We start from the raw sequence: 24,477 nt of genomic DNA on the forward strand, positions 1-24,477 counted from the left end.
GTCTAGTCCTTTTAATCTCACCGTCACCTCCGAGGAGCAGGAGCCGACGGCGTGCACGCCCGGGGCCCCAGAACGATCCACATCTGTGCCAGTTGTGTTGTTCCGCCCCGCTCGTGTTCCGCACCCTCCCAGGAGGCTCCCTTGCCGTCCCTCAACCGCGCGAGACCCACGCTGCTCGCGTCCGGCGCAGCCGTCGCAGGACTGCTGCTCAGTCTGGTCTCCGGCGGCGCCGCCCCGGCCGCCGCCGCCGACGACGCGTCCTGTCGCCCCGACGGCCTCTATCAGACGCCCGGGGTCGATGTCCCCTACTGCTCCGTCTACGACAGTGCCGGCCGCGAGAAGATGGGCGCCGACCACCAGCGCCGCACCATCGGCTACTTCACCGGCTGGCGCACCGGCAAGAACGGCGAGCCCGCCTACCTCGCCAAGGACATACCGTGGGACAAGATCACCCACATCAACTACGCCTTCGCGCACGTCGACAAGGACAACAAGCTCTCCGTCGGCTCCGACAGCGAGAAGAACGCCGCCACCGGCATGACGTGGCCGGGCGTGGCGGGCGCCGAGATGGACCCGGCGCTGCCCTACAAGGGCCACTTCAACCAGCTCACCAAGTTCAAGAAGCAGCACCCGGACGTCAAGACGCTGATCTCGGTGGGCGGCTGGGCCGAGACCGGCGGCTACTTCGGTGACGACGGCAAGCGCGTGGACTCCGGCGGCTTCTACTCGATGGCCACCAACGCGGACGGCTCCGTGAACCAGGCGGGCATCGACACGTTCGCCGACTCCGCGGTCGCCTTCATAAAGAAGTACGGCTTCAACGGCGTCGACATCGACTACGAGTACCCGACCACGATGAAGGACGCGGGCAACCCGCTCGACTACTCGATCTCCAACGCCCGCCGCGGCGGACTCGTCAAGGGCTACGCGGCGCTCATGAAGTCCCTGCGCCAGAAGCTCGACAAGGCGGGCGCGGCCGACGGCAAGCACTACATGCTGACGGTGGCGGCGCCCTCGTCCGGCTACCTGCTGCGCGGCATGGAGACCTTCCAGGTCCAGAAGTACCTGGACTACGTCAACATCATGTCGTACGACCTGCACGGCGCCTGGAACGAGTACGTCGGCCCCAACGCCTCCCTCTTCGACGACGGCAAGGACGCCGAGCTCGCGGCGGCGAACGTCTACGGCAGCTCCCAGTACGGCGGCATCGGCTATCTGAACACCGACTGGGCCTACCACTACTTCCGCGGGTCGATGCCCGCGGGCCGCATCAACATCGGCCTGCCGTACTACACCCGCGGGTTCAAGAACGTGCAGGGCGGCACCGACGGACTGTGGGGCAAGGCGGCAGCGACCAGCTGCCCGGCCGGCTCCGGCCTGACCAAGTGCGGTAACGGCGCGGTCGGCATCGACAACCTCTGGCACGACAAGGACGACAACGGCAAGGAGTCCCCGGCGGGCTCCAACCCGATGTGGCACGCCAAGAACCTGGAGAAGGGGATCGTCGGCGACTACGTCACCAAGTACGGCTTCCCCGCGGACACCAAGCTGACCGGCTCCTACGCCCGCAAGTACAGCTCCACGCTCGTCGCGCCGTGGCTGTGGAACGCCGACAAGAAGGTCTTCCTGTCCACGGAGGACGAGGAGTCGGTGGCGAAGAAGGCCGACTACGTGGTCGACCGGGGCATCGGCGGCACGATGATCTGGGAGATGGCGGGCGACTACCGCTGGAACGGCGCGTCGGGCCAGTACGAGATGGGCGACACGCTCACCTCGCTGATGTACGACAAGTTCAAGAACGCCAAGCCGTACGGCGCGAAGGTCTCCAACAAGGAGCTGCCCGCCAAGGCCGTCGACATCGGTGTGGAGTTCGGCGACTTCAAGCTGGGCGACTCCAACTACCCGATCACGCCCAAGGTGAAGATCACCAACAACACGAAGACGGCGCTGCCCGGCGGCACCGAGTTCCAGTTCGACTACTCCACCGCGGCCCCGGGCAACGCCTCCGACCAGTCCGGTTTCGGTACGAAGGTGATCAGCAGCGACCACACGGGAAGCAACGTCGGCGGCCTGAAGGGCGACTTCCACCGGGTGTCCCTGAAGCTCCCGGCCTGGCAGTCCCTTGCCCCCGGCGCCTCCGTGGACCTCTCGTTCAACTACTACCTGCCGACGTCCACGCCGTGGAACTGGACGGTGAACATCAGCGGCACGACGTACGCGCTCGCCGGTGACCTGGCGCGCGGCACCACCGTCGTCGAGCCGGGCGGCGGCACGGGTCCGACCGACCCGCCGGACCCGACCGACCCGCCGACGCCCGGCAAGTGCACGGCTCCCGCGTGGGGTTCGGGCACCGAGTACGGCAGCGGGACCACCGTGTCCCACAAGTCCCACACCTGGAAGGCCAAGTGGTGGACGAAGGGCGATGAGCCCGGCGCCGGTGGCACATGGGGGGTTTGGCAGGATCTCGGCGCCTGCTGACTGTCCGGAGTGCTCACGCCCGCGGGATTTGGCACCCTATGGGCGTGAGCACCGCAACGGCACTGGCCGAGGAGTTCGAGTCCCACCGCCCCCGGATGTTCGGCCTTGCCTACCGCATACTCGGCTCCGCGCAGGAGGCGGAGGACGCCGTGCAGGACGCGTACCTGCGGTGGAACGGCACCCGCCGCGAGGACATCGAACAGCCCGCCGCCTGGCTGGCCAAGACCGTCACGAACCTCTGCCTGAACCGGCTGACCTCGGCCCGCGCCCGCCGTGAGCAGTACGTGGGCACCTGGCTGCCGGAGCCGGTCATCACCTCCGGCGGCACGCTGGGGCCGCTGGAGTCCGCGGAGCAGCGGGAGGCGGTCTCGATGGCCCTGCTCGTCCTCCTGGAGCGGCTGACGCCCAGGGAGCGCGCGGTCTACGTGCTGCGGGAGGCCTTCTCGTACAGCCACCGGGAGATCGCGGGCGTCCTCGACGCGAGCGAGGCGGGCTGCCGCCAGCTGTACCGCAGGGCGGCCAGGGCGGTCGCCGACGCGCGGCCCCGCTTCGCGCCGGGGCACGAGCTGCGGCAGCGGTTCGTCGAGTCGTTCGTCGCCGCGGCCCGCGAGGGCGATGTCGTCGGCCTGGAGAAGATACTGGCCAGGGACGTCACGTGGTGGGGCGACGGCGGCGGCAAGGTCGCCGCGGCGGCCACGCCGATCCTCGGGCGCGACAACGTCCTGCGGTTCCTGGCGGGCATCACGGCGAAGTTCGGGTCCGCCGAGGTTTCGTACGCCGAGGTCAACGGCGCGCCCGCGATGGTCATGCGGACGGCGGGACATCTGACGGCCGTCGCCTCGTTCGAAGGGGGCGACGGGGTCGTCACCGGGGTACGGTCGGTCGTCAATCCGGACAAGCTGGCGTTCGTGGAACGCCAGTTGACCGCCGCATGACGACGAAGGAGCTGTGATGAGCACGATCCTGGTGACCGGTGGTACGGGAACCCTCGGCCGCCTCGTGACCGAGCGGCTGCGCGCGGACGGTCACGAGGTACGGGTACTCAGCCGCCACACCCAGCCCTACGCCGTCGACCTGCGCGAGGGCACGGGCCTGGACGCGGCCGTGACCGGCGTGGACGTGATCGTACACTGCGCGACCACGCCGCGCGGCGGTGACGAGCGTGCCGCCCGGAACCTGATCGCCGCGGCCGGGAAGGCGGGCGTCGCCCATCTGGTCTACATCTCGATCGTCGGCATCGACCGGGTGCCGCTCGGCTACTACAAGTCGAAGCTCGCGGTCGAACGGCTGGTCGAGGAGTCCGGGCTCGGCTGGACCGTGCTGCGGACCACGCAGTTCCACGATCTGGTCCTGCGGATCATGGAGGCCTCGGCGAAGCTTCCCGTCATGCTGCTGCCCGGTGGGGTCAGCGACCAGCCGATCGAGGTCGGCGAGGTCGCGGACCGCCTGGCGCAGCTGGCGGCGGCGCCTCCGGCGGGGCGCGTCGACGACATGGGAGGCCCCGAGGTCCGCACCTTCCCCGACCTGGCCCGCGCCTACCTGCGGGCGAGCGGGAAGCGGCGCCGGGTGCTGCCGGTGCGGCTCGCGGGCCGCACGTACCGTGCGGCGCGGGCGGGCGGCCATCTGACACCGGACCGGGCCGTGGGCAAGGGGACGTTCGAGGAGTATCTGGCGGTGCGGTCCGGGGGCGTACGGAGGTGAGGCGGGCTCGGAGCCGCGGTTGCACGAGCTGTCAGTGACCCGACCGCGGTCCGAACAGCTCGTCCTGCGCCGCGTCCCGTGCCGCGAGCAGCGCGCCCCGCAGCACCGCGGCCCCGCCCAGCGTGCCGGCCCGCACCTCCGTGCGCAGGGGCGACATGGCGGCGACGCGGTTCGTGACCCGGGCGGCGAGCTCGGCGCCGCCCGCGCGGCCCACCTCACCGCCGAGGACCACGCAGCCGGGGTCGAGGATCGCGGCCATCGCCGCCGCCCCGACGGCCACCCGGTCGGCGGCGGCGTCCAGGAACGCGTCCTCGCCGGTCTCGACCGCGCGCCGCACCACGTCGGCGCCTGACATGCCGGGCTCCAGGATGCCGTGCTCCGCGCCGAGTTCGCGCAGGGCCGCCGCGCAGGCCAGCGTGTGGAAGCCGCCCTCGCAGCTGGTGGCCGACGGCAGGGTGCTCGTGCCCGGCACCGGCAGGAACCCGATCTCACCGGCGCCGCCCGACGCGCCCCTGCGCAGCACGCCGTCGAGCACGACCGCGGCGCCGACGCCGTCGCCGAGCCAGAGCAGCACGAACGTGTCGCGGTCGTGCGCGGCGCCGTCCCTGCGTTCGGCGCGCGCCGCGAGGTTGGTCTCGTTCTCCACGAGGACGCGGGCGCCGAGCCGCTCGTGGAGGGTGCCCGCGAGGTGGCGGTGCCAGGCGGGCAGCGAGGACGTGTCGTGCAGGTCGCCGGTGGCGGGGTCGATGAGACCCGGGGCGCCGATGCCGACGGTGTGCAGGCGCTGCACACCGCCCTCTTGGGCCGTGCGCTCGACGAGGGCGACGGCGCGCTCGACGGCGGGTCCGGTGCCGGTGCTGTCTCCGATGGGCGCGGAGGCCTCGGCGAGGACCGCGCCGAGCAGGTCGGTGACGACGACGGAGACGCTCTCGGTGCGCACGTCGAGCGCGGCGAGGTGGGCGCGGTCGGCGACTATGCCGTACAGGCGGGCATTCGGGCCGCGTCGCTGGGCACCCGCCTCCCCGACGACCGTGATGAGCCCGGAGCCCTGGAGCCGCTCGACGAGATCGGCGACCGAGGGCCGCGACAGGCCGGTGAGCTGCTTCAACTGGTTCGCGGTGAGCGGCCCTTCGCTCTGCAGGAGCCCCAGCGCGAGCCGGTCGTTGATGGCTCGGGCGGTACTCGGTGAGGCAGGCGACACAGGCATGGCCGGATCCTCCCACAGGAATCTTCTATTTATCAGGCAGGGTTCCTGATAGTTTACGTCGCCGGATCGAGTCAGCACGCGGGAGGGGCGGAGCGGAATGAGTGAAGTGGTCTACGACAAACAGCGGTTGAAGCGGGCGCGGCTCGCCGTCGCGGCCGTGTTCTGCGTGCACGGCGCGGTCGCCGGATCCTTCGCGACCCGGGTCCCCTGGATCCAGGACCACGCCGACGTCAGCGCGGGCATGCTCGGCCTCGCCCTGGCCTTCCCCGCGATCGGCGCGTCCGTCGCGATGCCGCTGGCGAGCCGGATCAGCCACCGCTTCGGGGCCCGCACCGCGCTGCGCGGCCTCCTCGTCATGTGGACGCTCGCGCTGGTCCTGCCCTCCCTCGCGCCGAACCTGCCCACGCTCTGCCTGGCGCTCTTCGTGTACGGCGCGACCTCCGGCATGTCCGACGTGACGATGAACGCGCTCGGCGTCGAGACCGAGTCCCGCATGCGGAAGTCGATCATGTCGGGGCTGCACGGCATGTGGAGCGTCGGCGCCCTGATCGGCTCCGCGGCGGGCACGGTCGCAGCCCACCTCGGCTCGGACGCCCGCCTGCACCACGCGCTGGCCGCCGCCACGCTGACCGCGCTCGGCCTCGTCGCCTGCCAGGGCGTCCTCGACCTGCAACCGGAGCCCGAGGAGGAGGCGCCGCCGCGGTTCTCGCTGCCGCCCAAGTCGGCGCTGCTCATCGGCGCCGTCGGCTTCTGCGCGGTCTTCGCGGAGGGCGCGAGCCTGGACTGGTCGGCGGTCTACCTGCGAGACGTCCTGGACACGTCGGCCGGTGTCGCCGCCGCCTCCACCACGGGCTTCACGCTCACCATGGCCGTCGCACGGCTCGCGGGCGACGCGGTGGTCAACCGGTTCGGCGCGGTGCGCACGGTCCGGGCCGGTGGCGTCCTCGCGGCGGTCGGCGGGCTCCTCGTCGTCCTCGCCACGCATCCCGTGATGGCCATGGGCGGGTTCGCGCTGATGGGCCTCGGCATCGCGGTCGTGGTGCCGCTCGCCTTCGCCGCGGCCGGGCACAGCGGCCCCAACCCCAGCCAGGCCATCGCCGGTGTCGCCACCATCACGTACACCTCCAGCCTCATCGCCCCCTCCGCGATCGGCGCCCTCGCGCAGGCGACGAGCCTCGTGGCCTCCTTCGGCCTGGTGACGCTGCTCGCCTGCGGCCTCACGGTCTTCGCGGGCGTCCTGCGCACGGGTGGCCGCAAGGCGGCGCAGGCCGCACCCGCGGACGTGACGGCGCCCGGACCGAGGTCCTGACCGGCGGGGCCGTACTTACGTCGCATTAACATGGCGTCGATCATTTCCGGCCATCAGGACCGGCCCCGGTTCGGCGCACAGAAAGCGACTACTCACCATGGATCTCGGCGTGCGCTGGAAGCTGCACGGCGACGGGCGCACCCCCGCGCCCGGAGCCGTCGTCCGTCCCGACGAGCGGCTCTCCTGGCCGCGCACCTTCGGGCTCGGCGCCCAGCACGTGGTCGCCATGTTCGGGGCGTCCTTCGTGGCCCCCGTGCTCATGGGCCTCGACCCCAACCTCGCGATCATGATGTCGGGCGTCGCCACCGTCATCTTCCTGCTCGCCACGCGCGGCCGGGTGCCCAGCTATCTGGGCTGCTCGCTCTCCTTCGTGGGCGTCGCCGCGGTCATCCGCGCGCAGGGCGGCTCCAGCGCGACGGTGACCGGCGCGGTCTTCGTCGTCGGCGGCGCGCTGTTCCTGGTGGGCCTCGCCGTGCAGAAGTTCGGGGCGCGGATCATCCACGCCGCGATGCCACCGATCGTGACCGGCGCGGTCGTCATGCTGATCGGCTTCAACCTGGCGCCGGTGACGGCGTCGACGTACTGGCCGCAGGACCAGTGGACGGCGCTCATGGTGATGCTGTTCACCGGCCTCGCCGTGGTGTGCCTGCGCGGCTTCTGGTCGCGCATCGCGATCTTCATGGGCCTGATCTTCGGGTACGGCATCTCCTGGGTCCTCGACCAGGTCTTCGGCAAGATCCACTCGGCGGACGCGTCGGGCAAGGTCGTCGACCACTGGCGCCTGGACCTGTCCGCGGTGGGCGACGCCGACTGGATCGGCCTGCCGTCGTTCCACGCGCCGAGCTTCGAGTGGTCGGCGATCCTCGTGGCGCTGCCCGTCGTCATCGCGCTGATCGCCGAGAACGCGGGTCACGTGAAGGCCGTCGGCGAGATGACCGGCGACAACCTCGACGACAAGCTCGGCACGGCGATCTCCGCCGACGGCGCCGCCTCCATGCTCTCCACCGCGGTCGGCGGCCCTCCCAACACCACGTACTCCGAGAACATCGGCGTGATGGCCGCGACCCGCGTCTACTCCACGGCCGCGTACTGGGCGGCGGCCTGCTTCGCCCTGCTCTTCGGCCTCTGCCCCAAGTTCGGCGCGGTCGTGGCCGCCATCCCCGGCGGCGTGCTCGGCGGCATCACCGTCATCCTGTACGGCATGATCGGCCTGCTCGGCGCCCAGATCTGGATCAACGCCAAGGTCGACCTGCGCAACCCGCTGAACCTCGTACCGGCCGCCGCGGGCATCATCATCGGCGTCGGCGGCGTCTCCCTGAAGATCAGCGACAACTTCCAGCTGAGCGGTATCGCGCTCGGCACGATCGTCGTCATCACGGGCTACCACGTACTGCGTGCCTTCGCCCCCGCCCACCTCAAGTCGCAGGAACCACTGCTCGATTCGGGCACGTCGACGTACGACGACGAGAACCGCGAGCGCTCCTGAAACCGTTGGACGTGGTGCGTCACGCCTGATTAAGGTGCGCACCATGTCTTCCCCCGAGTCCGACAGACTCACGCCACCGGTCGTCCGGTGGCTTCTCGCGCCACAGCGCTGACGTGCCGGCCTCCGCGCCGCCGCCGCCACCGGATCACCGCCCCGTGCCCTGATCCTTTCGATCCACATCGTGGTTGCGGAGTCCTGCTGTGCCCTTTGCCCTGTACCTCCTCGGGCTTGCCGTTTTCGCGCAAGGAACCTCCGAGTTCATGCTGTCGGGACTGATCCCCGACATCGCGCGCGACCTGTCCGTCACCGTTCCGGCCGCGGGCCATCTGACCTCGGCGTTCGCCGTGGGAATGATCGTCGGCGCGCCGCTCATGGCCCTTCTGAGCCGCCGCTTCTCGCGCCGGAGCGCGCTCCTGGTCTTCCTCGTCACCTTCCTGCTCGTCCATGTCGTCGGCGCGCTCACCACCAGCTTCGCCGTCCTCCTCGTGACCCGCGTCGTCGGCGCCCTCGCCAACGCGGGCTTCCTCGCCGTCGCGCTGGTCACCGCCACGAGCATGGTCGAGCCCGACGCCAAAGGGCGCGCCACGTCCGCGCTGCTCGGCGGCGTGACCGTCGCCTGTGTCGCGGGAGTGCCCGCGGGCGCGCTGCTCGGCGAGGCGTGGGGCTGGCGCTCGGCGTTCTGGGCGGTGGCCCTGCTCTCGCTGCCCGCCCTGCTCGCCATCGCGCGGGCGGTACCGGCGGGGGCGCCCGAAACGGAGAAGACGAGTGCGGTCGGGGAGCTGCGCGCGCTGCGCGGTCCGCGGCTCGTGGTGACGCTGCTGCTCGGCGCGCTGGTCAACGGCGCGACGTTCTGCACGTTCACCTACCTCTCCCCCGTCGTCACCCACGTCACGGGTCTCGGCTCCGGCTGGGTCCCCGCGATGCTCGCGCTGTTCGGCGTCGGCTCCTTCGTCGGCGTCGGCGCGGCCGGGCGCCTCGCCGACGTACGGCCCATGCCGGTCCTGGTGTACGGCTCGCTCGCGCTGCTCGCCGGGTGGGTCCTGTTCGCGGTGACCGCGGCGCGTCCGGTGGCGGTGGTCGTGCTGGTGCTCGTCCAGGGGGCACTGTCGTTCGGGGTCGGTTCCACGCTGATCGCGCGGGCGCTGTACGCGGCGACCGAGGCGCCCCGTCTGGCGGGCGGGTTCGCGACGGCCGCGTTCAACGTGGGCGGCGCCCTCGGCCCGTGGCTCGGCGGCCTCGCGATCTCCGCGGGGCTCGGCTACCGCGCACCGCTCTGGCTCAGCGCGGCGCTGGTGGCGGCTGCGCTGGTCGTGGGGGGTACGGCGCTCGGACTCGGCGGAAGGCACCCCGCGAGGGTTCCGCGTTCGGCTTCGACTTCGGCTTCGGCTGAGGGACTGGCCGAGTCCCGCGTCCACTCGTAGGCGTACGCGGGAGTGGGCGCGCCGCGCCGCGTCCACTCCCGCCCGCCCCGCACGCCGTCCGTTCCCTCGTTTCGGGGAAGCGTCCGGTGCGCTGGCGTCCGGGGCGGGTCCGGACTGGGAACCTGCCCCCATGGCGCAGTTGGAGCGGTTCGCAGAGTTCAGGACCCCGGCCCGTGGGGCCGACGTCGACGGCGTGCTGGCGCGGATGCGGGCACTCGGCGCCGACTGGCCGCCGCGCGACGGGGTCGCCGTCTTCAACCGCGTCTACCTCACGGTGACGGAGGAGGTCGCCCGGCGCCTCGGCGAGGGCGCCTTCCCCGACGTACACGCGGCGACGACCCTGGCCGTCCGCTTCGCCGAGCGGTACCTCACGGCCGTCGACGCGGCGGCCGAGGGACACCGCCCGCCCGCCTGCTGGCGCCCGCTGTTCCAGTACCGCCGCCATCCCGGCATCCACCCCCTGCAGTTCGCACTCGCGGGCATCAACGCGCACATCGGGCACGATCTCGCCCTCGCCGTCGTGGACAGCTGCCGTGCGCTCGGGTGCGAACCGGCCGATCTGGAGGACGAGTTCGAGCGCGTGGGCGACTCGCTCGTCTCCCTGGAGGAGCGCATCCGCGAGGAGCTGATGCCCGGCCCCGACCTCCTCCAGGTCGGCGACCCGCTGACCCATCTGGCAGGTTCCTGGAGCTTGGAGCGGGCCAGGGACGGCGCCTGGGCGTCGGGGCGGGCCCTGTGGGCGCTGCGCGAATGCCCGGGCGTGGCGTCGGAGTTCGGCGAGCGGCTCGACGGGGCCGTGGGTCTGGTGGGCCGAATCCTGCTGACGCCGCTGCCGGACTGACGGCGATCGTTGTACGTTGAAACGACCGTTCTCGACGTAGTAACGACCGTTCTTGACGTACCCGATGTACCCGACGCAAAGGAGTACCGGTATGGCGACCCCTCTCGGCCTGGGCCTTCCGCAGGGCAGTCAGTACGCCATCGGACGCGACGTCCCCGCGGTGGCACGGGCCGCCGAGGACATGGGCTACGAAAGCCTGTGGGTCTACGAGCGCATCCTCTACCCCGAGCCCGCCACGCAGGGCCTGTACGGGATCCCGGGCCGCCCCTGGCCCGACACGTACCGCTCGGTCGCCGACCCGCTGATCACCCTGACGCTCGCCGCGGCGGCCACGGAACGGGCCCGTCTCGGCACCAGCGTGCTGGTCGCCCCGCTGCACGTGCCGTTCCAACTCGCCCGCTCGCTGGCCTCGTTGGACGCGGCGAGCGGCGGCCGGGTCGTCGCGGGCTTCGGCACGGGCTGGTCCCGCGACGAGTACGCGGCCGCCTCCGTCGCGCCCTACGAACGGCGCGGCAAGGTCCTGGACGAGCTGCTCGACGTCTGCCGTGCGGTCTGGGGTCCTGACCCGGTGGCGTACGAAGGAGAGCTGACCACCATCGCGCCGTCCGTGGTCAGGCCCAAGCCCGCCCGGCCGATCCCGGTCCTGCTGCCCGCCAACAGCCCGCGCTCCCAGCGCAGGCTGATCGACCGCGCGGACGGCTGGATGCCGGTGGCGACGGGCGCCGCGGCGCTCACCGAGCAGGCCCAGACGCTGAAGGAACTGGCCGCCGAACGGGGGCGCACCCAGCCGGTCCGGACCGTCCTGCGGGCCAACGCGCGGTACACGCCGAAGGCGTACGAGGGCGACCGGCGCGCCCCCTTCCGGGGCAGCGTCGCCCAGATCGTCGAGGACCTCGAAGCACACGCCGCCACGGGCGCGGTGGACGAGATCCTCATCGACCTCGCGGGCGGCACGAGGGACGCGGAGGAACTGAAGGACGTGGCGGCGGAGGTGTACGGGGCGGCCCGGGCGGCGGGGGTATAAGCCGCTGGGACCGCCCAGCGGCGCTGTCAGTCCTCCGGCAGCTCGACGGGAGCGATCTCGTCGTACACATCCCCCGGACCGGGGTTCGTCGCGTCCGTCGCCCCGCCGAAGTGGTGCATGACGCCCCACACCGCGTTCAGAGCGGTCTGCACCGCGCCCTCGGCCCACCCCGCCGTCCAGGAGATGTCGTCGCCCGCGAGGAAGATGCCGCGCTTGTCCTCGGGCAGGTGCTCCTGCATGAAGTGGGTGAACAGGCGCCGCTGGTAGCGGTAGTGCCCCGGCAGGTTCGCCTTGAAGGCGCCCATGAAGTAGGGCTCGTTCTCCCAGGACACGGTCACCGGGTTGCCGATGATGTGCTTCCGGATGTCGACGTTCGGGTAGATCTCGCCGAGCGACTTGAGCATGACGTCCATGCGCTCGTTCGCCGAGAGCGGCAGCCACTTCAGGCTGTCGTCGCACCAGGTGTAGGAGAGGCAGATGACGGCGGGCTTGTCGGGCCCGTCGTCGAGCAGGTACGTGCCACGGGTCATCCGGTCGGTGAGCGTCATCGACATGACGTCACGACCCGTCGGGTTTCCCCTGTCGTCGACGGCCTTGTCCAGCCAGAAAGGCCGGTCCACCGGCACGAAGAGCTTCGACGACTCCATGTAGTGGGTCCGCTCCATCGCCGTCCAGTGGTCGATGGGGAAGAGCGAGTCGTCACAGTCGATCTTCGAGAGCAGCATCCACGACTGGGCGGTGAAGATCGCGGCCTGGAAGGTGCGGATGTCGCCTGAGGCGTCGGTGACCGTCACGCGGTTCCCGGCGGTGCGGTTGAGGCGGGTCACGGCGGGCCTGGGCGCGCCGCCCTCGTGCAGCGAGGACAGGGACGTACCCGGCTCCCAGTGCACGATCTTCTGCGGCTCGCGGTCCCACAGGCGCAGCGGCAGCTGCTGGCTGCCGCCGACGATGCCGCGGTGGTGGTCGTCGGCCTCGGTGTAGACGACGCGCAGGATCTCCAGGATGGAGTTCGGGAAGTCGGTGTCCCAGCCGCCCGTGCCGAAGCCGACCTGGCCGAAGATCTCGCGGTGCCGGAAGGACTTGAACGCCTCGGACTCGCAGAGGAAGCCGTAGAACGTCTGGTTGTCGAGCTTCTCGACGAGCTTCGACCAGATCTCACGGATCTTCGGCACGTCGCGCTCGCGCAGGGCGCGGTTCATGTCGGAGAAGTCCGCGCCCTCTTCGAGGCAGTCGTTCCACGCCTTCGCGACGTCACGGTAGACCTGCGGCAGGTCGGCGACGGTCTCGGCGTAGTGCGACTCGCCCTTGAGGTCCACGACCGTGGAGGGGGTCGACTCGGCGAGCGGGTTGGGGAACGCGCTGGTCTTCAGGCCCACCAGGTCGATGTAGTGCTGCAGCGCCGTCGACGACGGCGGGAAGCGCATCGCGCCCATCTCGGCGGTCAGGTCGGTGTCGCAGCCCTCGAAGCCGACGGTGCGCAGCCGGCCGCCGATCTGGTCGGCCTCGTAGACGACGGGCTTGAGGCCCATCTTCATCAGCTCGTACGCGGCGATGATGCCGGAGAGACCGCCACCGATGACGGCGACCTCGGTGCCGTGCTCGGTCGCGGGTATCTGGCCGAGGCCCGCGGGGTGGGCGAGGAAGTCGTCGTAGGCGTACGGGAAGTCCGGACCGAACATGGTGATCGGCGGCTGGGCGTCGGTGTGCTGGATGGCTGTGGGCACAGTGGACGTCATGGGGTACGGACTCCTTGCGGGGGAACTGAGGCAGAAGGCTGCGGGGCTGCGGGGGGGGGGCTCAGACGAGGGACGCGTACAGGCCGGGGCGGCGGTCGCGCAGGTACGGGTTGTTCTCGCGGGAGGCGCTCAGGAACTCCGGGTCGACGTCGCCGAGGACGAGTTCCTCGCCGCGGCCCGCGCGGGCGCGCGCCACCCCGTCGGGCCCGACCAGTGTGGAGAGCCCGACGAACTCGAACTCGCCCTCGGGGCCGACCCGGTTGACGTACGCGACGTACAGCTGGTTCTCGAAGGCGCGCACCGGCACGAGGGACTCGGCGACGAACTGGAAGGGGTGCATCTGCGCGGTCGGCACGACGAGCAGGTCGGTGCCCGCGAGGGCGTGCGCGCGGACGTTCTCGGGGAACTCCACGTCGTAGCAGATCATCAGGCCGATCCGGACGCCGCCGAGCTCGGCCTGGACGACGCTCTGCTCGCCGGGGGTGAAGGAGTCGCGCTCGAAGCCGCCGAAGAGGTGGGTCTTGCGGTAGTTCGCGAGGCGGGCCCCGTCCGGACCGATGAGCTGGACGGAGTTGAAGACGAGGTCGCCCTCGCGCTCCGGGTAGCCGTAGACGACGCCGACCTCGTGGCGTGCCGCGATCTCGGCGACGGCCTTCGCGGACTCGCCGTCGGCGGGCTCGGCGAGGCGGGCGATGTCGTCGCCGATCGCGTACCCGGTGAGGTGGAGCTCGGGCGCCACGAGCAGCCCGGCTCCCGCTGCGGCGGCGCGTCCGGCGGCGTCGTCGAGCGCCGCGAGGTTCGCGTCGACGGATCCGGGCTGCCCGGAGCTCTGGAGCAGGGCGGTGCGCAGCGCAGGCATGGCGGATCCTCGGGGCGTACGAAGGGGAAGGCGGGGTCGATAAGACGGTACGGTCGGCGGCCGTGCCCGGACAAGGCGCGACCGTTGCGGGCAGCTGCGTGATCCGTTGCGCGTGGCGGGGCGTGTACGGCGATTCGTTGCGCGCGCCCCGTGGGTCGCGACTATGCCTCGGGTATGCCCCGGGTATCACCAGGGCCCGTGCCCTAGGCCGGGGACCCCGAGGAGAAGCGGCGCATCAGGGGCGAGAGCACGAGCACCGACTTCGTGCGCTCCACGAACGGCTCCCCCGCGATCCGCTCGAGGACCCGTTCGAAGTGCCGCATGTCGGCGGCGAAGACCTGGACGATCGCGTCCGCGTCACCGGTGACGGTGGACGCGGACGAAATCTCCGGATAGCGCTCCAGGCCTCGCTGGATCGCTTCCGGGGAGGTGTTGCGGCGACAGTAGATCTCGATGAACCCCTCGGTCTCCCAACCGAGGGCCGCCGGGTCCACGCGGACCGTGAAGCCGGTGATGGCTCCGGTGGCGCGCAGCCGGTCCACACGCCGCTTCACGGCGGGCGCGGAGAGTCCGACCAGCTGGCCGATGTCGGCGTAGGAGCGGCGGGCGTCCTCGGCGAGGGCGTGCACGATGCGTTCGTCGAGATCGTTCAGTCGCACGGGGGGTGGATCACTTCTCTGCTGTGGCCAATCGGGAGCGGCTCATGCCGTACAGGAAGTAGAACACGAGGCCGACGACCATCCAGACACCGAAGACCTTCCAGGTGACGGAGTCGAGGCTGAACATGTTGTAGGCGCAGAAGCCGAAGCCGAGCACCGGGAAGAGCCAGCCGAGCGGCACGCGGAAGGTGCGCGGCATGTCCGGGCGGGTCCTGCGCAGCACGACGACGGCGATGTTGACCAGACCGAAGGCGAACAGGGTGCCGATGCTGGTGGCGTCGACGAGCTTGCCGAGCGGGATGACGGAGGCGAGGGCTCCGCAGAACAGCGACACGATGACGGTGTTCACGCGGGGCGTCCCGGTCTTCTTGCTGACCTTGCCGAACACCTTGGGGACCAGGCCGTCGCGGGACATGGCGAACAGGACGCGGGTCTGGCCGTAGAGGACGGTGAGGACGACGGAGGCGATGGAGATGACCGCGCCGGCGGCGAGCAGCGTGCCCCAGAAGCTCTGGCCGCTGACGTCGTTCATGATCGCGGCGAGCGTGGCCTCGGAGCCCTCGAAGTCCTTCCAGTTCCAGGCGCCGACGGCGACGGCGGCGACCAGGACGTAGAGGGCGGTGACGATGACCAGCGACAGCATGATCGCGCGGGGCAGGTCGCGCTGCGGGTTCTTGGCCTCCTCACCGGCGGTGGAGGCGGCGTCGAAGCCGATGTAGGAGAAGAATAGGCTCGCGGCGGCGGCGCTGACACCGGCCGTGCCGAGCGGCATGAAGTCCGAGTAGTTGCCGGACTTGAAGCCCATGAAGCCGATGGTGCAGAAGAGCACGAGCGCGGCGATCTTCACGATGACCATGATCGTGTTGGCCGTCGCCGACTCCTTGGCGCCGCCGAGCAGGAACACCATGGCGAGCAGTACGACGATCAGGCCGGGCAGGTTGATGATCGCGCCGTCGACCTCGCCGGGCGCCGCGGAGAGCGCGTCGGGGATGGTGACGCCGATGGTGCCGTCGAGCAGCTCGTTGAGGTACTCGCCCCAGCCGACCGCGACCGCGGCGACCGAGACGCCGTACTCAAGGACCAGGCACCAGCCGCAGACCCAGGCGACGAGTTCACCCATCGTTGCGTACGCGTACGAGTACGAGGAGCCGGCCACCGGGATGGAGCCGGCGAGCTCCGCGTACGAGAGCGCCGAGAAGAGCGCGGTGAGTCCGGCGATCACGAAGGAGACGGTGACGGCGGGGCCGGCCTTGGGGACGCTCTCGCCGAGGACGACGAAGATGCCGGTACCGAGCGTGGCACCGATGCTGATCATGGTCAGCTGCCACATGCCGAGGGAGCGGCGCAGCGATCCTCCCTCGCCCTGGCCACCCTCCTCGATCAGGCGTTCCACCGGCTTGCGGCGCATCAGACGGCCGGCGAGGCCAGGGCTGCCCGGGGGGCTTGGGCGGTTCTGCGGGGGTGCGCCTTGGTCGAGCACGCGCTGGCTCCTTCATCGCTGCCGGTCAGGGCGGCGAGGACCCACGGCACCCGCGCTTGGCGACGGGAACCACCGAGCAGGCAGTCCCCGCCACACCACGTTCAGCGCCTGACTCTAGAGTCCCCGGCTTCCCGACCGTAATGCAGCAACCTTGCGTACCGCCGAATGATCATTGCGCACTTCCGCCATACGCGTCTCTTCGTTGCGCGGTCCGTTTCGTCCGTTGCGTTCCGCCCCTCGACGGGGCTCTCCGAGCGGACACGACGAAGGCCCCCGCGGACGCACCGCGGGGGCCTTCGTGCAGGTCGGGAAGGGTTAGCTCCAGCTGGCGTGCAGGGGCTTGCCCTCCGCGTATCCGGCGGCGCTCTGGATGCCGACCGTGGCCTTCTCGGCGAACTCCTCCAGGGAGGCCGCGCCCGCATACGTGCAGGACGAGCGGACGCCCGCGATGATCGAGTCGATCAGGTCCTCGACGCCGGGCCTCGCCGGGTCGAGGAACATGCGGGAGGTCGAGATGCCCTCCTCGAAGAGCGCCTTGCGGGCGCGGTCGTACGCGGACTCCTCGGACGTGCGGTTGCGCACGGCACGCGCGGAGGCCATGCCGAACGACTCCTTGTAGGCACGGCCCTTGGCGTCGTGCTGGAGGTCGCCCGGGGACTCGTAGGTACCCGCGAACCAGGAGCCGACCATGACGTTCGAGGCGCCGGCGGCGAGCGCCATGGCGACGTCGCGGGGGTGCCGGACACCGCCGTCGGCCCAGACGTGCTTGCCGAACTTCTTGGCCTCGGCGGCGCATTCGAGCACCGCGGAGAACTGCGGGCGGCCCACACCGGTCATCATGCGGGTGGTGCACATGGCGCCGGGGCCGACACCCACCTTGATGATGTCGGCGCCGGCCTCGATGAGGTCGCGGACGCCCTCGGCGGCGACGATGTTGCCCGCCACGATCGGGACCCGCGGGTCGAGGGCGCGTACGGCCTTGACCGCGGCGATCATCGACTCCTGGTGACCGTGCGCGGTGTCGACGACGAGCGTGTCGACGCCCGCGTCGAGGAGCTGCTTGGCCTTGCCCGCCACGTCGCCGTTGATGCCGACGGCGGCGGCGATGCGCAGGCCGCCGTTGGCGTCGACGGCCGGGGTGTAGAGCGTGGCGCGCAGGGCGCCCGTACGGGTGAGGATGCCGGCGAGGCGGCCGTCCTTGTCCACCGCGGGGGCGTAGCGCCGGTTGGCGGCGTCGAGCTTGTTGAAGGCGTCGCGCGGGTCGATGTCGGCGTCCAGGAGCAGCAGGTCCCTGGACATGACCTCGGAGAGCTGCGTGAAGCGGTCGACGCCGGTCAGGTCGGCGTCCGTGACGACACCGACGGGCTTCTGGTCGGCGTCGACGACGACGCCGGCGTCGTGCGCGCGCTTCGGGAGCAGGGCGAGCGCGTCCGCGACCGTCTGCGTGGGGGCCAGGACGATGGGGGTGTCCAGGACGTGATGGCGCGTCTTGACCCAGGAGACGACCTCGGTGACGACCTCGATCGGGATGTCCTGGGGGATGACGACGAGGCCGCCGCGGCGGGCGACGGTCTCGGCCATGCGCCGTCCCGCGATCGCGGTCATGTTGGCGACGACCAGCGGGATCGTGGTGCCGGTGCCGTCGGGCGACGAGAGGTCCACGCCCTGGCGGGATCCGACGGCGGAGCGCCTCGGGACCATGAAGACGTCGTCGTACGTCAGGTCGTACGCAGGCTGGATGTCATTGAGGAAGCGCACGTGCTGCTCATCCCAGTCGATCAGAGGTGGCCCCCGGACAGTTGGACCGGGGGGAAAGCACGTACTTCATTCTCCCATGCCGCAGGGGTCGTACCGCCTGGGATGATCACCCAGACGGGACGGGAGGACACTGGTCCGATCGTCCAAGGGGATCCCCGAAGCGGAACAGCACGTTCAGCCGTCGCCACGCTCCGTGTCGGCAGGGCCGAGCGCGAGTACGATCTCGAGCCCCGCCTCCGCCGCGCCCCGCCAGTGCTCGACGGCCGACGAGAACACCTCCTGGGCGATCCGCCACTCCCCCGGCGCCGCGTCGGCGTACTCCTGCCATCCGGATACGACGAGCAGCCTCCCGCGCGCGGGAGGCGCCCACGACAGATCGGTGAGGCAGTCGGCCAGCGCGTCCCAGTTGCGCCCGAACCAGTCGGGCAGGCCGAGTCCGCGGGCGCAGCGCTCCATGAAGGCGGCCTTGTCCGTCACCCCGGAGAGGGAGAGCGCGGTGGTGGTCCAGCCGGCGCCGCGCACCGCCTCCAGCACGGGCCCGAGCGGCTCTCCGCCGACGTCGTGGGTCATTACCTCAGCACCGCCTTGAAGGACGCGTAGTGGTCGTCGGTGTAGTAGACCTCGTCGTGGCTGCCGGTGACGATCCGGCGGGCCCCGCGGTCCCGTTCGCCGGGCGTGCGGACGGTGTACTCGTGGTAGTAGCCACGCTTCTGCCGCGGGAGCTCGCGCTCGAAGTTGCCGAAGACGGTGCCGTCCTTCGGGTACGGGAAGGGTCCGCCGTCATCGATGAGGCGCAACGTCTTCCGCGCCTCGGCGGGCAGCCGGTCGACCTGGACGGTGGCCATGCCGCGGGCCCAGGCGGGGGCATCCCGGTCACCGTCGCCGGAGGAGCACCCGGCGGCGAGGACGGCGAGACAGAGCAGCAGCGCCCCCAGGACGCGGGGGACAAACCGGTTCAGCATGTCTCAGACCTTGCCACAGCACCCCTTCAGGGGCGCGGGGCAGTGACACGTGCGGCTCGGCCGCGTGGGCGCGAGCGACCCCCGCGGCCCGCAGAGGCTCAGCTCCCGTCCGGGTCCGCCCGGTTGAGCGCGGGGCGGGGCGCAGCCCCGGCGACGAGCAACTGATCAGCCGCAGCCGTATCCGTCACGAGACTCGTGACAAGCCCGGACCGCAGCACCGCATCGATCGCCGCCGCCTTCCGCTGCCCGCCCGCGATCGCGACGACCTCGGGAATCCGCCGAAGCCGGTCCGCCTCGACGGTGATGCACCGCTCCCCGAGATCCCGCCCGACCCGACGCCCCTCGGCGTCGAACAGGTGCGCCGACATCTCCGCGGCGACGCCCAGCGAGGCGTAATGCGCCCGCTCCTCGTCGCTGAGCATGTCGTGGACGGTGGAGATGCCCGGCTCCCAGGAGCCGATGGAGACGCAGGCGACCGTGACCTTGTCGAAGTACTCGAAGGCGCGGGCGATGCCGGTCTGGTTGCGCAGCGCCGCCGCGGTGGCGGGGTCGGGCAGCAGCATCGGCGCGTAGATGGGGTGGGCCTCGCCACCGGACACCTGCGCGGCGCGGCGGACCGCCTCGACGGAGCCGCGCTCCGCGGTCCCGGCGTCGTACACCCCCGTCAGCTGCACGACCGTGCACGGCGGCAGCTGGTCGAGCGCGGCCGCCATGTGGATCGTGGAGCGGCCCCAGGCGAGGCCGAGCACGTCGCCCTCGGTGACGAGCTCGCCGAGGAGGTCCGCCGCCACCTCCCCGAGGTTCTCCGGGTCGGGCGACTCGTCGATCTCGTCGGCGGGCGCCGGCGACTCCACGACGACGGCGTGCCGCAGGCCGTAGCGGGCGCGCAGCGCGTCGGAGCGCTCCGCGTCCAGCTCGGCGGGCACCCGGATCTCGATGCGCACGAGATCACGCTCCAGGGCGGTCTCCAGGACCCGGGCCACCTTGAAGCGGCTGACGCCGAACTCCTCGGCGATCTGGATCTTGGACTTGCCCTCGAGGTAGAAGCGGCGGGCCATGGCCGCCGCCTGCACCAGCTCCGCGGGTCCCATCCGCATGGCTGACCGACCCGCCGACATGGCCGACACGGCGCTCTCCTCACTGCTGTTCACAAACTGGATTCGCCGTTCATCCTTGCAGATCCGGCCTGGTCGATCAGCCCTGGCGGACTGCGTTCACGTTCCCGTGGCTCAGTGGTCGCACGCCCAGCCGCTTGACGCGGTCTTTGCCTCGGCTTGGGTGCGCAATGAACGTACCGCGTCCGCGGGATCCTTGGCGCCGTAGACGGCGGAGCCGGCGACGAAGACATCGGCTCCGGCCTCGGCGCAGCGCTCGATGGTCTCGGCCGAGACACCGCCGTCGACCTGCAGCCACATCTCCAGGCCGTGCTTGGCGATCAGCTCACGGGTGCGGCGGATCTTGGGCAGCATGATGTCGAGGAACGCCTGACCGCCGAAGCCGGGCTCGACCGTCATGATGAGCAGCATGTCGAGCTCGGGGAGCAGGTCCTCGAACGGCTCGATGGGCGTCGCGGGCTTCAGCGCCATCGAGGCGCGGGCGCCCTTGGCGCGGATCTCGCGCGCGAGCCGGACCGGTGCGGCGGCCGCCTCCGCGTGGAACGTGACGGATCCGGCGCCCGCCTCGACGTACTGCGGGGCCCAGCGATCGGGGTCCTCGATCATCAGATGGCAGTCCAGAGGCGTGTCCGCCGCACGGGCCAGGGACTCTACGACCGGCACCCCGAGAGTGAGGTTCGGGACGAAGTGGTTGTCCATCACGTCGACGTGGAGCCAGTCGGCGCCTTCGACTGCCTTTGCCTCCTCGGCAAGACGGGCGAAGTCCGCGGACAGGATGCTGGGGTTGATCTGCACGGCCATGCCCCAAGCCTGCCATGCCCGGCGCTCGTTGCTGACCGCAGTCCACCGCATGGGCACAGTGGCTCCCGCGACCGCGTGCCGAGTGCCATGCTGGACGGTCCAGCGGCACCGCGCACGGCAAGCGGGGGGAAGCCATGGCGGACGAACGGCGGCAGGAGCGGCGCGGCGTCGCGTGGCTGGTGTGCGGGCGGCGCGCCAAGTGGCTGGTGGTGCTGTTCTGGCTGGTGGTGATCATCGTCGCGGCGCCCCTGGCCCAGAAGCTCACCGACGCCCAGGAGAACGACGCCGAGTCCTGGCTGCCGGGATCCGCCGAGTCGACCCAAGTCCTGGACCTGTCGGCCGAGTTCAGGCCCGAGGTGATCCCCGCGATCATCGTGTACGCCCGCGAAGGCGGCCTCACCGCGGCGGACCGCGAGCAGATCGCCGAGGACGTCCGCCAGGCCGGGGAGTTGCGCGCCCACGGAATCCGCGGCGCCGAGACCCGCGGCCCGGTGTACGACGAGAAGTCGGGCGCCGAGGCGGCTCAGGTGGCCGTCCCGATCACCATGGACGCCGAGGGCTGGGAGCGCATCGGGCCCGCCGTCGACACCATCCGGGAGCGGGTCGGGGACGGCGGCGACGGCCTCGCCGTGCACATCACCGGGCCCGGCGGCACGGGCGCCGACTCGGCGGAGGCCTTCGAGGGCATCGACTCGACGCTGCTGCTCGCGGCGGCCGGCATCGTGATCGTCATCCTGCTCTTCACGTACCGCAGTCCGACCCTCCTCCTCGCCCCGCTGCTCTCCGTCATCACCGCGCTGTTCACTGCCCAGGCCCTCATCTACCTTCTCGCCGAGCACGCGGACCTCACCGTCAACGGCCAGAGCGCGGGCATCCTGACGGTCCTCGTCTTCGGCGCGGGGACGGACTACGCGCTGCTCCTGGTCGCTCGCTATCGCGAAGAACTGCGCCGCCACGAGGACCGGCACGAGGCGATGGCCCTCGCTCTGCACCGGGCCGGTCCCGCCGTCCTCGCGTCGGGTGCGACGGTCGTCCTGAGCATGCTGGTGCTGCTGGCCGCCGAGATGAACTCGACGAGCGGCCTCGGTCCGGTCGCCGCGATCGGCGTCGCGGTGGGGCTCCTGGCGATGCTGTCGCTGTTCCCCGCGCTCCTCGTCATCTTCGGCCGGTGGTTCTTCTGGCCGCTGATTCCGCACGTCGGTTCCGCCGAGCCGACCGAGCGCGGCGTGTGGGCCCGCACGGGGCAGCGCATCGACCGCCGCCCTCGGCTGATCTGGGGCGTCACGGCGGCGACCCTCGCCCTGCTCTCGCTCGGAGTCCTGCAGCTGCGGGCCGAGGGCCTCAGCAACGCCGACGCCTTCACCGACAAGCCGGACTCGATCACCGGCCAGGAGGTGCTCGCACGGCACTTCCCCGCGGGCTCGGGGGATCCGCTGGTGATCGTGGCGGACCGGGCGCAGCGCGACGCCGTCGCCCGCGTCGTGCGGGACGACCGGGGCGTGGTGCCCGGCAGCGTCGCGCGGCCGCCGGGGACGAAACCCCTGTACGACGGCCAGGTGCTGTTCGAGGCGACGCTGACCGACCCGTCCGACAGCGCGGCCGCGAAGCGGACGGTGGAGCGGGTGCGCGACGCCGTGCACGCCGTACCCGACGCGGACGCGCAGGTGGGCGGCGGCACGGCGGCCCTGCTCGACATGGACCACGCCACGGCGCACGACAACAAGCTGATCATCCCGCTGGTCCTTGCCGTGGTCCTGCTGATCCTCGCCGTGCTGCTGCGGGCCGTGGTGGCCCCGTTGATCCTCATCGCGACGGTGGTCCTGTCCTTCGCGACGGCCCTCGGCCTCAGCGCACTGGCCTTCCGCCACCTCTTCGACTACGCGGGCGTGCCGACGGACTTCCCGCTCTTCGTCTTCGTGTTCCTGGTGGCACTCGGCATCGACTACAACATCTTCCTGTCCACCCGCATCCGTGAGGAGGCGGGTGGACAGGGGACGCGTGCGGGCGTCCTGACCGGTCTCGCCGCGACCGGCGCGGTGATCACCTCGGCGGGTCTGGTCCTCGCGGGCACGTTCGCCGCGCTCGGCACGCTGCCGATGGTGGCGTTCGCCGAGATCGGCTTCGCGGTGGCCCTCGGCGTACTGCTCGACACCTTCGTCGTACGTTCGGTCCTGGTGACGGCACTGTTCCTGGACGTGGGCCCGAAGGTGTGGTGGCCGCACTCGCTGGCGCGCCGCGGCGACTAGGCCTCCGTCGCCCGTCTCGCGGGCGTATGGGTGAGGCGGCGCACCTGTGGCAGGACCAGCGGGAACAGTGCCGCGGTCGTGACCAGGCCCGCGGCCCACGCGAGGGTGGTGTGCAGTCCGAGTCTTTCGGTGGCGGGTCCGGTGAGGAGGTAGGCGACGGGTACGGGCAGCATCTGGCCGAGCGTCGAGTACGACAGGACGCGGCCGAGGCGGTCGCCCGGGATGCGTTCCTGGAGGAGCGAGAGCCAGACGACCATGGCGAGCTCCAGGCCCGCGCCCGCCACGACGAAGGCGGCCACGAGTGCGGGCAGCGGGGCGCGGACGGCTATCGCGGCGAGAGGCAGGGCCAGGGCTCCGGTCCCCGCGCACACGACGGCACCGACCCAGGAGGGCCGCCACGCCAGTGCCAGTGCGGCCCCGGCGATCAGGCCGCCGGTGAAGGCGGACACGACGACACCCCACAGCGCGGCCCCGCCGAGGACCCGTTGCCCGTACAGGGGCCCGAGCAGCTGGTAGCCGGCCAGCCAGGCCGAACCGGTCACGGCGGCCTGACAGACCATCACCGCGAGCCAGCGCCGGTCCCACACCTCGCGCCAGCCGCGGCCCATCTCGCCGCGCAGGCCCGCACCCGGCCCGCCCCGCCGGGGTGCCGCGGACTCCGGCCGCGGGCCCGTCCGGGACACCTTGATGCGCGCGAACAGGACCGCCGACACGGCGAAGGTGACCGCGTCCCAGACGAGTGCAAACGCCGGGCCCGCCGCGGCGATGAGCACGCCGCCCAGCGCCGGGCTCGCCATCTTCCCCACGTTCTGCCCGAACTTCAGGAGCGCGTTGGCCGTGTGCCGCTGCCCGGCCGGCACCACCTGCACGACGGCGCCGTCCGCCGCGGGTACGAAGAACGCGCCCGCGGCACCGCACACGCCCGCCGTGACCGCGAGCTGCCACACCTGAACGGTGCCTGACCAGATCAGACATGCGGCCGCCGTCTCGGCGAGCGCGCAGACGACGTTGGACCACACCATCACCCGGACGCGGTGGTACCGGTCGGCGATCACGCCCCCGACCGGCAGCAGCACGATCTGCGGGAGGACACCGGCAGCGAGCACGACCCCCAGGGCCCGCGGGCCACCGCCGGTGGCGAGCGCGGCGAACGCGAGAGCAAGCGGGGCGACGGCCGACCCCGCCCACGACAGCAGGTAGCCGCACCAGTGCAGCCGGAAGGCGCGCCGGGCAAGCGGCACGACGGCCTCGCGCAGCCGGGCCCGCCACCTGGTCCGTACGCCGGGCCGTGGCTCGGTAGGATCCGGCGGCGCCGCGCTGACCGGCTTCACCTCAGTGACTCTAGGGCGGCGACGACCCCGCGCACGACGGACGCGCCAGCCGCAGCCGGGCGG

General features: G+C 71.5%; 20 protein-coding genes. 9 read left to right on the plus strand and 11 right to left on the minus strand.

All coding sequences use genetic code 11. The annotated features are described in order from the left end of the window. The first annotated feature begins 141 nt into the window (after positions 1-141). The 3 genes from NOO62_RS07150 to NOO62_RS07160 are packed head-to-tail and all read left to right on the plus strand — an operon-like array spanning position 142 to position 4,179. A complete protein-coding gene (locus NOO62_RS07150) occupies positions 142-2,478 on the plus strand; it encodes a chitinase C-terminal domain-containing protein (protein WP_268770060.1) in 2,337 nt (778 codons plus the stop codon). A 38-nt stretch (positions 2,479-2,516) separates the two neighbouring features. Beyond that, positions 2,517-3,413, plus strand: coding sequence for an RNA polymerase sigma-70 factor (locus NOO62_RS07155; RefSeq protein WP_414930776.1), 897 nt, complete (start codon positions 2,517-2,519; stop codon positions 3,411-3,413). A gap of 16 nt (positions 3,414-3,429) precedes the next feature. Continuing rightward, positions 3,430-4,179 carry an SDR family oxidoreductase gene (locus NOO62_RS07160; protein ID WP_268770062.1) on the plus strand — a complete coding sequence of 250 codons (750 nt, stop codon included), beginning with the start codon at positions 3,430-3,432 and terminating at the stop codon, positions 4,177-4,179. 31 nt (positions 4,180-4,210) lie between these two features. Here the strand turns inward: NOO62_RS07160 and NOO62_RS07165 are convergent, their stop codons facing one another. Then, the gene (locus tag NOO62_RS07165) at positions 4,211-5,386 is read right to left on the minus strand and encodes an ROK family transcriptional regulator (protein WP_268770063.1); all 1,176 of its coding nucleotides are present in this window, start codon (positions 5,384-5,386) and stop codon (positions 4,211-4,213) included. A 97-nt stretch (positions 5,387-5,483) separates the two neighbouring features. On the opposite strand from NOO62_RS07165, the gene NOO62_RS07170 reads away from it, so the two are divergent. The 5 genes from NOO62_RS07170 to NOO62_RS07190 all read left to right on the plus strand — a co-directional run bounded on the left by NOO62_RS07170 (position 5,484) and on the right by NOO62_RS07190 (position 11,467). Continuing rightward, entirely contained in the window at positions 5,484-6,695 is a 1,212-nt protein-coding gene (locus tag NOO62_RS07170; protein ID WP_268770064.1) for an MFS transporter, read from the plus strand. 97 nt (positions 6,696-6,792) lie between these two features. Beyond that, positions 6,793-8,181, plus strand: coding sequence for a uracil-xanthine permease family protein (locus NOO62_RS07175; RefSeq protein ID WP_268770065.1), 1,389 nt, complete (start codon positions 6,793-6,795; stop codon positions 8,179-8,181). A 200-nt stretch (positions 8,182-8,381) separates the two neighbouring features. Next, the gene (locus NOO62_RS07180) at positions 8,382-9,602 is read left to right on the plus strand and encodes a Cmx/CmrA family chloramphenicol efflux MFS transporter (protein ID WP_268770066.1); all 1,221 of its coding nucleotides are present in this window, start codon (positions 8,382-8,384) and stop codon (positions 9,600-9,602) included. 130 nt (positions 9,603-9,732) lie between these two features. Beyond that, positions 9,733-10,443, plus strand: coding sequence for a DUF5995 family protein (locus tag NOO62_RS07185; protein ID WP_268770067.1), 711 nt, complete (start codon positions 9,733-9,735; stop codon positions 10,441-10,443). Positions 10,444-10,534: 91 nt separating this feature from the next. Beyond that, positions 10,535-11,467 carry an LLM class F420-dependent oxidoreductase gene (locus NOO62_RS07190; protein WP_268770068.1) on the plus strand — a complete coding sequence of 311 codons (933 nt, stop codon included), beginning with the start codon at positions 10,535-10,537 and terminating at the stop codon, positions 11,465-11,467. A 26-nt stretch (positions 11,468-11,493) separates the two neighbouring features. Here NOO62_RS07190 and NOO62_RS07195 read toward each other — a convergent pair whose 3' ends face one another. From NOO62_RS07195 to rpe, 9 genes are all read right to left on the minus strand, one after another. Then, positions 11,494-13,203: a flavin monoamine oxidase family protein gene (locus tag NOO62_RS07195; protein ID WP_268770069.1), complete on the minus strand. Its 1,710-nt coding sequence runs from the start codon at positions 13,201-13,203 to the stop codon at positions 11,494-11,496. A 61-nt stretch (positions 13,204-13,264) separates the two neighbouring features. Continuing rightward, positions 13,265-14,053 (minus strand): carbon-nitrogen hydrolase family protein, encoded by a 789-nt coding sequence (locus NOO62_RS07200; RefSeq protein ID WP_268775503.1) that lies wholly within the window; start codon positions 14,051-14,053, stop codon positions 13,265-13,267. A gap of 212 nt (positions 14,054-14,265) precedes the next feature. Further along, positions 14,266-14,721 (minus strand): Lrp/AsnC family transcriptional regulator, encoded by a 456-nt coding sequence (locus NOO62_RS07205; RefSeq protein WP_268770070.1) that lies wholly within the window; start codon positions 14,719-14,721, stop codon positions 14,266-14,268. A 10-nt stretch (positions 14,722-14,731) separates the two neighbouring features. Next, the gene (locus NOO62_RS07210) at positions 14,732-16,201 is read right to left on the minus strand and encodes an amino acid permease (protein WP_268770071.1); all 1,470 of its coding nucleotides are present in this window, start codon (positions 16,199-16,201) and stop codon (positions 14,732-14,734) included. A 315-nt stretch (positions 16,202-16,516) separates the two neighbouring features. Then, a complete protein-coding gene (locus tag NOO62_RS07215) occupies positions 16,517-17,959 on the minus strand; it encodes a GuaB1 family IMP dehydrogenase-related protein (RefSeq protein WP_268770072.1) in 1,443 nt (480 codons plus the stop codon). Positions 17,960-18,133: 174 nt separating this feature from the next. Next, positions 18,134-18,529: a barstar family protein gene (locus NOO62_RS07220; RefSeq protein ID WP_268770073.1), complete on the minus strand. Its 396-nt coding sequence runs from the start codon at positions 18,527-18,529 to the stop codon at positions 18,134-18,136. Next, the gene (locus NOO62_RS07225) at positions 18,529-18,921 is read right to left on the minus strand and encodes a ribonuclease domain-containing protein (protein ID WP_268770074.1); all 393 of its coding nucleotides are present in this window, start codon (positions 18,919-18,921) and stop codon (positions 18,529-18,531) included. The genes NOO62_RS07220 and NOO62_RS07225 overlap by 1 nt, the downstream gene beginning before the upstream one ends. Positions 18,922-19,019: 98 nt before the next feature. Then, positions 19,020-20,072: a sugar-binding transcriptional regulator gene (locus NOO62_RS07230; RefSeq protein ID WP_055564812.1), complete on the minus strand. Its 1,053-nt coding sequence runs from the start codon at positions 20,070-20,072 to the stop codon at positions 19,020-19,022. A gap of 78 nt (positions 20,073-20,150) precedes the next feature. Further along, on the minus strand, positions 20,151-20,837 hold the full coding sequence (gene rpe, locus NOO62_RS07235) for a ribulose-phosphate 3-epimerase (RefSeq protein WP_268770075.1): 687 nt from the start codon (positions 20,835-20,837) through the stop codon (positions 20,151-20,153). Between the two features lie 134 nt (positions 20,838-20,971). On the opposite strand from rpe, the gene NOO62_RS07240 reads away from it, so the two are divergent. Beyond that, on the plus strand, positions 20,972-23,083 hold the full coding sequence (locus NOO62_RS07240) for an MMPL family transporter (protein ID WP_268770076.1): 2,112 nt from the start codon (positions 20,972-20,974) through the stop codon (positions 23,081-23,083). On the opposite strand, the gene NOO62_RS07245 is transcribed toward NOO62_RS07240, so the two are convergent. Beyond that, on the minus strand, positions 23,080-24,414 hold the full coding sequence (locus NOO62_RS07245) for an MFS transporter (RefSeq protein WP_268770077.1): 1,335 nt from the start codon (positions 24,412-24,414) through the stop codon (positions 23,080-23,082). The genes NOO62_RS07240 and NOO62_RS07245 overlap by 4 nt on opposite strands. Positions 24,415-24,477: the final 63 nt, after the last annotated feature.

This window comes from Streptomyces sp. Je 1-369 (genome assembly GCF_026810505.1).
Lineage (GTDB): Bacteria > Actinomycetota > Actinomycetes > Streptomycetales > Streptomycetaceae > Streptomyces.

What these genes read in the sequence shown, in the direction of transcription:
- NOO62_RS07155 (WP_414930776.1), top strand. Translation starts at nt 2,517, where the DNA reads ATGGGCGTGAGCACCGCAACGGCACTGGCCGAGGAGTTCGAGTCCCAC.
- NOO62_RS07160 (WP_268770062.1), top strand. Translation starts at nt 3,430, where the DNA reads ATGAGCACGATCCTGGTGACCGGTGGTACGGGAACCCTCGGCCGCCTC.
- NOO62_RS07185 (WP_268770067.1), top strand. Translation starts at nt 9,733, where the DNA reads ATGGCGCAGTTGGAGCGGTTCGCAGAGTTCAGGACCCCGGCCCGTGGG.
- NOO62_RS07220 (WP_268770073.1), bottom strand. Translation starts at nt 18,529, where the DNA reads ATGACCCACGACGTCGGCGGAGAGCCGCTCGGGCCCGTGCTGGAGGCG.
- rpe (WP_268770075.1), bottom strand. Translation starts at nt 20,837, where the DNA reads ATGGCCGTGCAGATCAACCCCAGCATCCTGTCCGCGGACTTCGCCCGT.
- NOO62_RS07170 (WP_268770064.1), top strand. Translation starts at nt 5,484, where the DNA reads ATGAGTGAAGTGGTCTACGACAAACAGCGGTTGAAGCGGGCGCGGCTC.
- NOO62_RS07175 (WP_268770065.1), top strand. Translation starts at nt 6,793, where the DNA reads ATGGATCTCGGCGTGCGCTGGAAGCTGCACGGCGACGGGCGCACCCCC.
- NOO62_RS07190 (WP_268770068.1), top strand. Translation starts at nt 10,535, where the DNA reads ATGGCGACCCCTCTCGGCCTGGGCCTTCCGCAGGGCAGTCAGTACGCC.
- NOO62_RS07195 (WP_268770069.1), bottom strand. Translation starts at nt 13,203, where the DNA reads ATGACGTCCACTGTGCCCACAGCCATCCAGCACACCGACGCCCAGCCG.
- NOO62_RS07225 (WP_268770074.1), bottom strand. Translation starts at nt 18,921, where the DNA reads ATGCTGAACCGGTTTGTCCCCCGCGTCCTGGGGGCGCTGCTGCTCTGT.
- NOO62_RS07240 (WP_268770076.1), top strand. Translation starts at nt 20,972, where the DNA reads ATGGCGGACGAACGGCGGCAGGAGCGGCGCGGCGTCGCGTGGCTGGTG.
- NOO62_RS07165 (WP_268770063.1), bottom strand. Translation starts at nt 5,386, where the DNA reads ATGCCTGTGTCGCCTGCCTCACCGAGTACCGCCCGAGCCATCAACGAC.